General features: G+C 63.1%; 8 protein-coding genes. 6 read left to right on the top strand and 2 right to left on the bottom strand.

Annotated elements, in window-relative coordinates; translation table 11 throughout:
- The 4 genes from WBR68_RS20370 to WBR68_RS20355 form a co-directional block, all read left to right on the top strand.
- Positions 1-608 (top strand): bacteriophage T4 gp5 trimerisation domain-containing protein (locus WBR68_RS20370; protein ID WP_230695082.1); only part of this gene is annotated, 608 nt, incomplete at its 5' end.
- Positions 608-1,564 (top strand): DUF4123 domain-containing protein, encoded by a 957-nt coding sequence (locus WBR68_RS20365; protein ID WP_230695081.1) that lies wholly within the window; start codon positions 608-610, stop codon positions 1,562-1,564. The genes WBR68_RS20370 and WBR68_RS20365, both read left to right, overlap by 1 nt.
- A complete protein-coding gene (locus WBR68_RS20360; RefSeq protein WP_342490510.1) occupies positions 1,561-4,374 on the top strand; it encodes a toxin VasX in 2,814 nt (937 codons plus the stop codon). The genes WBR68_RS20365 and WBR68_RS20360 overlap by 4 nt, the downstream gene beginning before the upstream one ends.
- Positions 4,368-5,414, top strand: coding sequence for a hypothetical protein (locus WBR68_RS20355; RefSeq protein WP_230695079.1), 1,047 nt, complete (start codon positions 4,368-4,370; stop codon positions 5,412-5,414). The genes WBR68_RS20360 and WBR68_RS20355 overlap by 7 nt, the downstream gene beginning before the upstream one ends.
- Here WBR68_RS20355 and WBR68_RS20350 read toward each other — a convergent pair.
- A complete protein-coding gene (locus tag WBR68_RS20350; RefSeq protein WP_230695078.1) occupies positions 5,390-6,670 on the bottom strand; it encodes an MFS transporter in 1,281 nt (426 codons plus the stop codon). The two genes, WBR68_RS20355 and WBR68_RS20350, sit on opposite strands and share 25 nt — an antisense overlap.
- A gap of 106 nt (positions 6,671-6,776) precedes the next feature.
- On the opposite strand from WBR68_RS20350, the gene WBR68_RS20345 reads away from it, so the two are divergent.
- Complete coding sequence (locus tag WBR68_RS20345; protein ID WP_050444707.1) at positions 6,777-7,688, top strand: LysR family transcriptional regulator; 912 nt, start codon at positions 6,777-6,779, stop codon at positions 7,686-7,688.
- Positions 7,689-7,833: 145 nt separating this feature from the next.
- Entirely contained in the window at positions 7,834-9,477 is a 1,644-nt protein-coding gene (locus WBR68_RS20340; protein WP_230695077.1) for a mucoidy inhibitor MuiA family protein, read from the top strand.
- A 67-nt stretch (positions 9,478-9,544) separates the two neighbouring features.
- Here WBR68_RS20340 and WBR68_RS20335 read toward each other — a convergent pair whose 3' ends face one another.
- Positions 9,545-10,762, bottom strand: a complete 1,218-nt coding sequence (locus WBR68_RS20335) for an EAL domain-containing response regulator (protein ID WP_050444706.1) — start codon at positions 10,760-10,762, stop codon at positions 9,545-9,547.
- Between the last annotated feature and the right edge of the window lie 268 nt (positions 10,763-11,030).

Genomic DNA, 11,030 nt, shown 5'->3' with positions numbered 1-11,030 from the left:
ACATCCACGTCAACCACAACGAAACCACCTTCGTTGGCAACGACCGTAGCGAACAGGTTGAGCACGATGAAACCATCACCATCGGCCACGACCGCAGCGAAACGGTGGGCAACGACGAACAGGTCAACATCGGGCAAGACCGGCGTCACGCCATCGCGCAAGACGACTTCCTGACCATCGACCGCAACCACACCATAGACACCGGCCGCGACCGCACGGAAGACGTGGGCAACAACCGCCGCGACAAGACGGCCGCGAACCATTGGATAGAAACCGGCGGCCATGTTGAACACAAGGTGCAAGGCCACTTCCAGGTGCATGCCGGCGAGCGGATCGAAGGCAAGACGGTCACGCTGGAATTGCAGGCGGCGCAACGCGTGGTGATCCAAGGGCCGGGCGGCACGATCACGATTGATGACGCCGGTATCACCCTGGACGCCTCCGCAATCGTCTTCAAAGGCCCGCTCAGCCAGCAAGCGGGCGCGGCCAGCGCCCCATCGATGGCGGGTTCCGCTGCCCCCGGGCTTGCCATGGACCTGCTTTGTGCACTGCGCGCGGACGGCACCTGCCCGCGTGTGCCCTGCCCTTGCGGCATGCCAGGCGCCTGATGATGTCCCCCCTTGAACATACCGGCTGGCCCCGCCAGACCGTGCGCGTCGTGCAAGCGCCCAGCATGGAGAGCCCGACCGGGCTTGATAACGGCACGGGTACTGGATCTGGCACGGCGTGGCTTTGGCTTGACGGCGCACGGTCCGCCACCTTGGAGCACGAGGTGTCCGCGCTGAAACCCGGATTCGATCATCACTGGTTATGGCGCGGCACCAACTGGGAGTACCAGCCGCCAGGCTTTCGCCATGGCCCGCTGCTGACGCCTGTCACCGCGCCCTTGCTGCAGGCCTTCGTTGACGATTGGGCGCCCCGGCAAATGGGCGTGCTGTTGTTTACCGGCGATGACGCGCCGGCCAGCGCGCATCTGAAGCAACTGCATCTGATGCAAGCGCCCGACGGCTTGGCGATGCGCTTCAACCTGACGGCCACCCGCCAGTTGGAAGAGCTTTGCGAAGGCCTGTCAACGCATCGGCTGGCGGATTTGATGGGGCCCATCCGGGGGCTGATCTGGCGCAGCGCCGACGAGGCTGGCGCGCAATGGTTGCAAACGGATATCGCTGCGTCCAATGACGCGGCGTCCCACCATGAAGGCTTCGCGCTGTCGTCGGATGATGAAGAGGCGGTCAATCGCGCCAGCTTCGATTACTTCATGCGAGAGACGGCGCGCCGCCACGTGCCCGCCGATCTGGCGGCAAACAACCCAACAGCCCACGCCAGGCTACTGCACCAGATCGCGCTGTTTGCCGATGAGGCCGGCCAGATCAATCTGCAACTTGAGCGCGACGTCCGCCACTACATCACGCTGCGCCTGCACTTTCCCCAAGCGCCCTTTGAACAGGATGCCGAATTGCGCGCGAACCTCGCACGCCGCGAGGTCTCTGGGCAACTGCGCCTGAATCAAGCCGAGCTCCGGCTGAACAGGATCGCCGCCCTGGCATCAGGAAGCCGACCATGATTCACCTGCAATGTCCCAAGGCGCTGCAACCGCCCCACCCCAGCGCCAAGCTGCTGGGCAAGGCGATATCCCCGCCACCTTGCCAGCGCGGCATTCCCTTGTATCCCCTGCGCTATGGCATCACGGATGAACCCTTCGATGCGAAGGTGTTCCCCACGCTGAGTACCGCCGCCTATCCGGCGTTGAGCAACGGCAAAGCCTACGGCTTGCGGGTACTGCGACCGCGTAGCTATGTCTATCTGCTGTCGCGCGAAGAAGGTCGGATGTGGACACGCCATTACCAGGTGACCGACAACATCCGCTTCGCGCCGATCTGGTGGACGGAAGCGGACTACGCCGGTGACGTGCCCGGACGCAAAGCCGTGCCCGACGAAGCGGGCGCGGCGCACTTTCTGCTGGCGCCGCCCGATCTTAAAGACGACACCCTGCACGTGCTGGTCAGCGACACCCTGCTCAGCCACGCCGTGCTGTGGGACATCGAGAACGACAAATCAAGTTGGAAAACCCTGCTGGCCACCCCGGTCAAACCCATCGGCGGCAAACAACAGCACGCCTTCCCGGCGGCATTGCTTGCGCATGTGCGCGAACTGGCCCCAAGCGCGCTGCGCAACTATGACTGGAGCGAAAGCCAACCCCATACGGACAGCATCCCATCCATCCTGAACGCCATGACCGCCGCCACGCGGCCCCGCACCGACGTCGAGCCGCAAGCCGTGGTCGTGCGCGATCTGGCGGGGCTGTTGAGCGAACTGAACGTGCTGGTCGGCAGCCGGCTGGCGGACCTGCAAACGTACAGCGCGGACGCGGCGCGCAAGTTGCGGGTGTCGAAAATGATTGACCAATTGGGCGATCTGGCGGGCCAGGCGGCGGGCAATCAGGTGGCGCGTAACGATCCCATCGGAAGCGCCATGCCGCCGGGCGCCACGGGGCCGGCCGTATTGGCCGCTCGCGAGCGTGCCAATCGCGCTCGCTTGGCCGCGCACCGCAAACGTATCGCCCACGCGCGCAACACTGAACGCGTGAAGTTCATCAAGCAACACCCGCAACGGCTGCAAGACTACACAGACCAGGTTGTACTGGCCGCCGCCGACCTTTGGACCCTGTTCAACACCCATCAAAAGGTCTACGACGTACTCGTCGATTCGCACGCGCCGGATGCCACGGGCTACCTGGACCTGCGTTGCCTGGTCGGCCACACGTTGCCGGGGCTCATCCACTGCAAAGCCGGCCACGATTTCCTGATCAAGCAAGTGCAACCGAGCGGCCCCATCGGCTTGCTCAAGCAAGCGGTATTGGGCGCACCGGAAGTGCTTGGCTATACCAAAGCGGCCGCGCAAACCATGCTCGACCACACCGAGCTGGGCACGGTCATCGTCGCCAAGGCAGCGGTCGATGCACCATTGGCCGCGCTGCAAAAAGTACTGACGACGATACCGGCCGACGGAGCATCCAACCAACTGAGTGTGATGCTGGGCGCACTGGTCGCGCACGGGCAATTGAAATCGCCCGGCGCATACTGGACCAGCGTCTACCGGCCCATCATGGAGGTGCTGGACGGCAATCTTGCCCGCGCCCACGAAGTGCCGCTGCGCGAGGTAGGCAATTGGATGCGCACAAGCCTGGGCCTCACAGGCGTCAACGGTTTTCGCCCCCAGACGGTGGACCGCGCCGCGCAAACCCTGGTCACGCTGTATGACACCGAAGAAGTGCAAGAGCGGCTGGCGCAATGCCAGAGACTACCCGAGCGCTTGCGCTTCTGGCACAACGCCCGACTGGCGCTAGGCGGCGTCGCGGCGTTCGCCACGGTATACAGCGCGGGGGAAGCGTTCAAGGCCTTGGGCCGGGAAGATGGCATGAATTTGGGGAACGCGCTGAACGCCACCGGCAAGGTTCTGGGAGTTGGCGCGGCGGGGGCCACGATGACGAGGTTTGGGTTTGAGAAACAGCGGGATCTGGCGAAGTTACGGGGGGAGACGGAGCTGGCTGGGGCGTTTGATGGGGCGGCGAAGCGGTGGGAGTTGAGTGCGATTGGCGCTGCTGCGGTGGCGGCGCTGGCAATTGGGGCGAAGGATTGGTGGGATGCCGCGCAGACGGACACTGGCGTAGCCGCTCGCCTCAGTTTCGCCAGCGGCTCGGTACAAATGGCGGCGGGCGGAGTGGGCATGTTGCACTTGTTTGGAAAGCTGAACTTCCGGTTCCTCGAACGGTGGGCTGAATCGGGTTTTGCAATGGTTCGCGGCGGCGAGGCCATTGCTCGCATGAGCGCCGGATCAATCGGCTGGATCCTGCTTGCTACCGAAGGCCTTTACCACGTCCTCCGTCTATTTCATAAAAGTGCCGCCGACGAAGCCAAAATCACCACCTGGATCACGCGAAGCGTATGGGGTATACGCGGGAACCAGGCGCCGTTTGCCAGTGACGAGGAAGAGCTGCGGGAATTCCACCGACTGTTTCAACAACCCAGCATCGAATCCGACGTAGCACTGCTAAAGCTCGTGAACCGTTCGCCACTAGCCACGATCGCTGCAGCCGTGGGCATGCCAAATGACCTCCGAACCATCACCGTTCGTTTGCCAGGGTGGAGACCGGAAGTCAGCCAATATGCCATAAGCCAACAGCAATCCCCACGCATTGGGGAGATCTCCGGCCCGAGCATGCACTACGAAGATCCAGAATTGGTGGCGGTGGAGGACAAGATAGGCGTCATCCGAATCAGCACCAACACTGTATTCGGTACAACGAACGTCGAGTATCGGCCTAACGGCTTCACTGACGCCGACTTCGTGATGAAGGAGAACCGACTATGGTGAAGGAACTCCGGACCATTGATCCCACAACCGTCCCGGATGCTGCAGTCGAATTCAAGCGCCAATGCGAATACCTCGATCAGCAGACGAATCATGGTGCATTGCCCGACATCCGCTACGCGATGGACCCAGAGCAGGTATGGCTATCCAATGATGTATCGGACGTCGATCAGTTCAACGAACGCTACATCGAACCTCGCGTCGAAGGACAGATCACGTTTTTGATGCAGCTAGCCACGGCAGGCGTTCCCATGTCCCTGACCATCGTATTTGTACTAGCTCCGCTATTTGGAGAGTTTCACGTCAAAGGAATATTAATCTGCGTCCCGTTCTTTCTATTCGCATCATTCTTTTTGTGGTTAGGAACCAGCATAGCGCAGTGCCGTATTCGCTTTAATCGGCAGGCGCAGTTAGTGCATGTGACCTATGGAGAGGCAGTCATGCACGTCCCCTGGCGTGACGTCCGACCCTACACCGAATTCGGTCATGACTATCGTTTGCGGCTGTATTTCCCTGTTCCCTATCTGGAGATAATGCAGCAGCCTTCCGCGGATCCGGAGCGCGTCCGAAAAAGAAAGAGACCTTTTGGCGTGGAAGGCGATTTTGACATCTATGACAATCTATCGTTGGAACACAACCTTCAGCGTCTAGAGTTCATACGTCGCTACATGGAGCATGGCCTAGATGCCATCCAACCGGGCCGTGAGTTCGTCGAAAAGGGCTTAATCCGGAAACCCACCGGCGACAACAACGTAACCAAAACCGGCAGATGGACCGATATCTTCAATATCTACGACATCCTCTTCAACCTCTTCACCCTCAAACCCCTTCTTGACCGCTGGATCAAGCACAAAGCCAATTCCTTCCGCTGGCCAGAGGAAGTCGAGCGCCTATGCGCCCCAGGCGCGGACCTATCCGCCTACGACACCCGCCCCGTCAAATCCAGCACGCGCTACTTCTACCGCTATGCCGGCATGGACAAAGGCATCATCTTTGTCGATCACAAAGGCAAACAGGTTCATCTGCGCAGCAGGCCCGGGTGATTGACATCCGACCCACGCACCCCACTCGTCCGCCACGCCAACCCCGCGCTGATCGCCAGTGCGATCGCCAACAGGCCGCCTGCCATCGCGGCCACGCCCGGCCATTGGTTGATGGCCCAGAAGTGTCCGCCCCAGGCGCCCAGGACACTGGATCCGACGTAATACACCAGCAAGTACAGCGATGCGCCCAGCGCCTTGTAGCCGCGCGCCATCTGGCCGACCCAGCCGCTGGCCACCGCGTGGGCGGCGAAGAAGCCGAAGGTGAACACCACGATGCCGGCGATCAGAATGCCTAGCGTGTCCGACAACGTCAGCAGCAGTCCGGCCAATGCCAGGCCGGTGGCGGCGGAGAGCATGGCGCCTCGGCCGTGGCGGTCGGCCAGGCGGCCGAAGAAGGTGGACGCGAAGATGCCCACCAAGTACACGACGAAGATGAAGCCGATGAAGGTCTGGCTTAGCGAAAACGGCGGCAGCAGCAGGCGAAAGCCCACGTAGTTATAGACGGTGACGAAGGCGCCCATCAGCAGCCCACCCATGGCGAACAACGCGCACAGCGGGCCGTTTTTCATGTGTGCGCCCACGCCTGTCCGCACATCGCCCCAAACGCCGGCCCAGCCGCGCCCGCGTTGCGGGGTGAAGCGGCGCGACGCCGGTAGCAACCACATGAACAACGCGGCCGCCACGATGCCCACGACGCCCAGGGTGCCCAGCGCGGCGCGCCAGCCAAAATGGTCGGACACCAGGCCGGTGATGACGCGGCCCGACAGCCCGCCGAATGCGCTGCCGCTGATGTACAGGCCCATTGCAAAGCCCAACGTGTCGGGTTCCATTTCTTCAGCCAGATAGGCCATGGCGACCGCGGGCACGCCGCCCATCGCCACGCCTTGCAGCGCGCGCAATACCAGCAGGCTGTGCCAGTCCGGCGCCACGGCGGCGACGGTGCCCAGCACGGCGGACGCCAGCAACGACCACGCCATGATGCGCTTGCGAGGCAGCGCCTGCGAGAACAGGCCGACAAAGAAAATCGCGATGGCCAGCAAACCCGTGCACAGTGACAGCACCAGGCTGCTTTGCGCGGGCGACACGCCGAACGCGCCAGTGAACAAGGGCATCAGCGGCTGCACGCAATACAAGAGCGAAAACGTGGAGAAACCGGCAGCGAACAAGGCCCATTGGGCGCGGCGCAGTTCAGGGGTGCCACGCGCCAGATAGTCGGCGGGGGTGGGCGTAGAAGAACTGGCGGAGGGGGTAGACATCTGGAATCTCGAAGGGCAAACAGGCTCGTGGCCCGTAGAAGAAAAGTAGACTTTTCACCTTCATATGTCCAATATATGAAACTTGCACCCACCATATTTTTAAAAGATGGAACTACGACACCTGCGCTATTTCACGGCTGTGGCCGAAGAGCTCCATTTCACGCGGGCGGCGGCCCGGTTGGGCATCGGCCAGCCGCCGTTAAGCCAGCAGATTCAACAACTTGAGCGCGAAATCGGCACACCGCTATTCCTGCGATTGCCGCGCGGGGTCGACCTGACCGAGGCGGGCGCGCAGTTTCTTGAAGACGCACGCGCCATTCTGGCCAGCGCCGACCGCGCCATCGATACGGCCCGTCGGCTGGGGCGTGGCGAGCGCGGCGCGATTACCGTCGGTTTCACGGCGTCGGCCGTCTTTCACCCTTACCTGCCGCGCGCCATACGCGCCTACCGCGACCGCTACCCCGACGTGCGCGTCACGCTCACCGAAAGCAACACCATTTCCTTGCTGCGCGGCCTGCGGCTGGGCGAGGTGGACGTCGCCTTTGTGCGGCCCCCTTATCTACTGGACCCGGAGTTCGAGTCCGAGCGCGTGCTGGACGAACCCATGTTGGTCGCCCTGCCCCCGGATCACGCGCTGAGCCGCCGCCGCAGCGTGCCGATTACCGCGTTGGCCGACGAAGATTTCGTGCTGTACCCACGGCCCATCGGCGCGGGTTTGTATGACGCCATCCAGTCGGCCTGCCAGCGTGCGGGCTTTGCGCCGCGTGTGATTCAGGAGGCGCCACAGATGGCATCCATCGTCAGCCTGGTTGCGGCGGGCGTCGGCATCTCGGTGGTCCCGGCCGCCATGCGGCACATGGGGGCCGAGGGCATCGAATACCGACCCATCAAAGGTGACGCGCCGCACGCGTTGCTGGACATGGCCTACCGCCGTCACGACCGGTCCATCGCCGCCGGGAATGCTGTTGCGATGCTGCGCCAACTTGCCCATCCGGACCAACCCGCCGCCAAGGGATAGTGGCGTATTGCCCTGTCGCGTTTGTCATGTTCAGTAAAACCCGATCCGGCAACGGAAGAGTACATTGCGCTACCGATGATCCGTCCCTGAGAGACGGATGATTGCTTCGGCCCTTCCCCCTTTCTTCTTGTTGATAGGTGACTCCGTGCGACGTACCCTTTTGGCCTTGGCCCTTGCAACCCTGCCCGGCTTGGGCGCCGCCGCCGCGCTAAGCTCGGCCATCGGCGCGGTAACGGTGTATCAGGACCGCGCGGTGGTGACCCGTTCCGCCAGCAGCGAGCTTGCGGCCGGCGAACATGAACTGGTTCTTGAAAACCTGCCGGCGTCACTGCAGGAGAATTCCCTTCAGGTGTCGGCCAAGAGTACGGGCCAGGCCGCCTTGCTGGACGTCAAGGTGAGTGACGCCTTCAGAGCCGACGCCAGCAATGAGCGCGTCCGCGCCCTGCAGGAACAGATACGCAAACTGGAAGGCCAATTGGCTGGCCTGGACGACGAGGCCGCCGTGCTGGAGAACCAGCGCGAGCTGGTGCTGATGATGCAGCGCGGCGCCACCGAGCCGTCCAAGGACAGCGCCCGTCTGACGCTGGACGAACTGAAGGCCATCCAGACGCTTAGCGCCGACAGTTTGGGCAAGACTTTGGCGGGGTTGCGCCAGGTTGCCGAACGCAAAGAGGCGTTGGAACGTGAACTGTCCGCGTTGCAAAGCCAGTTGAACGTCGTGCGAACCCAGTTAAGCCGCCGCAGCAAGACCGTCACGTTACGGGTTAATCTGGCGCGCGCCGGCAAGGTGGATCTGGCGGTGTCGTATGCGGTGGGCGGCGCGCGTTGGACGCCGGCCTACGATGCGCGCCTGCGTCCCGCCGACCGCAGCGTCGAGCTGGGTTATTTCGGCGTGGTGCGGCAGAACACAGGCGAAGACTGGAACAACGTGAAGCTGACCTTGTCCACCGCGCGCCCCGCCCTGGGTGGCGGCGCGCCCGCCTTGACGCCGTGGATCATTGACGTGGCCGCGCCCCCGCCGCCGCCACGCCCCGCCGCGGCGCCGGCCCCCATCGCCAGCGAAATGGCAAGAAAGCGCGCGCCGCTGCTGGGCAACCAGGCCTACGCGGACGCCGCCATGGCCGAAGCGATGCCGGAACCCGTCGACGTGCAGACCGCGCAAGTGCAAAACGAAGCCACCAGCGCGTCGTTCCAGATCAAGACCCCCACCACGTTGGCGTCCGACAACACCTCGCAGCGCGTGGCCATCACCACGACCAAGCTGCCCGCCACCTTGCAGTACCAGTCCACGCCCGCGCTGCGCGAAGCGGTGTTCTTGACCGCCCAGGCCAACAACAACACCGAGTTTCCGTTCCTGGCCGGCGCGCTCAATACGTTCCTGGACGACGCCTTCGTGGCAAGCAGTTCGCTCAAGGCCGTAATGCCGGGCGAAAAGCTCGAGCTGGCGATGGGCGCCGACGACGGCATCTCGATCAAGCGCCAGTTGGTCAACCGCTTTACCGAAAGCACGGGGTTTTCCGGCAGCGGCAAGCGCGTGACCTACGAATACAAGATCACGGTGAAGAACAACAAAGCCACCAAGGAACAGGTGGTGTTCAAGGACAGGCTGCCGGTGTCTCGCAACGAGAAGATCGTGGTCAAGCTGCTGTCGCCCGCCGACCGCGACATCAAGCGCGAAGAAGACGGCAAGCTCGCCTGGGAATGGGAGCTGGAGCCGGGTAAGTCCCGCGAAACCGTGCTGAAGTTCTCGGTGGACTATCCGGGCGATATTGAGGTGTCGGGTATTTAAGGGGCTATTGGCAGGCAGCGCGGCTATTGCCAGGCGATGTCCGCCTTGCCAAGCCGCCGCCGCCCGATCAGTGGCGGCGGCGGAAGTCGATAAATGCGTCGGGCTCCAAGGGAATGGATAGGCCATAGCCTTGCGCCACGTCGCAACCCAATTCGCGCAGCAGTTGCAGGTCGCGCTCTTGCTCGACCCCTTCGGCCACCACGCGACGGCCCAGCACGCGGCCCATTTCAATGGCAGCGGCCACCACCGCGCGCGACGCGGCTTCGCGATGCATGTGCACGATGAAATCGCGGTCGATCTTCAATTCGGTAAACGGCATGGCAGAGAACAGCCGCATCGACGCGATACCGGCCCCGAAATCATCCATCGCCAATTCAAAGCCGCGCACCCGCAACAGGTTTAGTACCGAGGACAGCGCCAGCCAATCGTTGACCGGCTCGTCCTCGGTCAGTTCCACCTTCACCAGCCGGGCCGGCAACCCCGCCCGCGCAACCCGCTTCTCCAATACGGCGGGCAGGTCGCGCGAGCAGAGCGTCGAAGACGAGGCGTTGATGGCGATGGGCACGGCGATATCCTCGGCGTGCAGCGTTTGCAGCACTTCCAGCACACGATCCGTCACCCGCAGGAACAACATCCGATCCATGCCCAAACGATGCGCGGCGGGCACGAAATCAGCGGCGGAAATGGATCCCAGTTCGGGATGATCCCAACGGGACAAGGCCTCGGCGGCCACCACCTGCCCGGTGGACAGGCTCATCTGCGGTTGCAGCACGACGCTCATTCCCACGCCCGTGATCAGGGCGCGGCCCAGTTCGGCTTCGATCACTTCGCGGCGGATCGATTGCAGTTGGGGCGTCGCCACGTCCTCCGCCGCCAGGCCCGTCTTGACCGCCTGATGCATGGACGTGCGCGACACCGGCTTGGACAGCGCCTGTGCCGAGGGGCAGCCTGCCTGCAGCGCCAGGCGCACATGCGACTGCAGCAGTTCTTCGCTAAGGCTGCTGATCCAGATGATGGGCGGCATGCTTTTCAGGCGGCCCACGTCAACCAGACGCCGCAATTCATTGGGCAGATGCGTGCCGTCGCCGTCGCTCATGACGATGTCGCTGATCACCAGGTCGTAGAACTGGCGGCCCAGCGCGCTGACGGCTTCCGTGCTGCTGCCCACGCCGGCCACGCGCCGATAGCCCAACGCCAGCAGCATGTTCTGCAGGTAGGCGCGTTCGACCGGATGATCTTCGACCAGAAGAATCCGTCGCGCGGCGCCAACGTCTGTTTTGGGCATTACGGTTCCGTCCTGATGTATAGGGCGCTATTCATAGGGCGGGCCCTTGCGGGCAACCGCTGGTTTTCTGGGGGTTCATGCTACGGCATTCGCGCGCGATCTGTCGTCATGCAGAAAGGGCTACGGCAATTTCCCCGCCGATAGGCGTAGCTTTGAGAACACCTGCCCGCTCTTGCCCCGATCCGTTGTCGATCCGCAACGCCAACGGCTCAGCCAGACGGACGCAACCGCATGGCGGCGGGCCCGCCCCGCCAGTGCGATAATGGCG

It is taken from the genome of Achromobacter sp. JD-1 (assembly GCF_038594925.1).
Classification (GTDB): Bacteria; Pseudomonadota; Gammaproteobacteria; order Burkholderiales; family Burkholderiaceae_B; genus Achromobacter; species Achromobacter spanius_C.
This window is presented reverse-complemented; position numbering and strand designations above follow the sequence as displayed.

What these genes read in the sequence shown, in the direction of transcription:
- WBR68_RS20365 (WP_230695081.1), top strand. Translation starts at nt 608, where the DNA reads ATGATGTCCCCCCTTGAACATACCGGCTGGCCCCGCCAGACCGTGCGC.
- WBR68_RS20360 (WP_342490510.1), top strand. Translation starts at nt 1,561, where the DNA reads ATGATTCACCTGCAATGTCCCAAGGCGCTGCAACCGCCCCACCCCAGC.
- WBR68_RS20355 (WP_230695079.1), top strand. Translation starts at nt 4,368, where the DNA reads ATGGTGAAGGAACTCCGGACCATTGATCCCACAACCGTCCCGGATGCT.
- WBR68_RS20350 (WP_230695078.1), bottom strand. Translation starts at nt 6,670, where the DNA reads ATGTCTACCCCCTCCGCCAGTTCTTCTACGCCCACCCCCGCCGACTAT.
- WBR68_RS20345 (WP_050444707.1), top strand. Translation starts at nt 6,777, where the DNA reads ATGGAACTACGACACCTGCGCTATTTCACGGCTGTGGCCGAAGAGCTC.
- WBR68_RS20335 (WP_050444706.1), bottom strand. Translation starts at nt 10,762, where the DNA reads ATGCCCAAAACAGACGTTGGCGCCGCGCGACGGATTCTTCTGGTCGAA.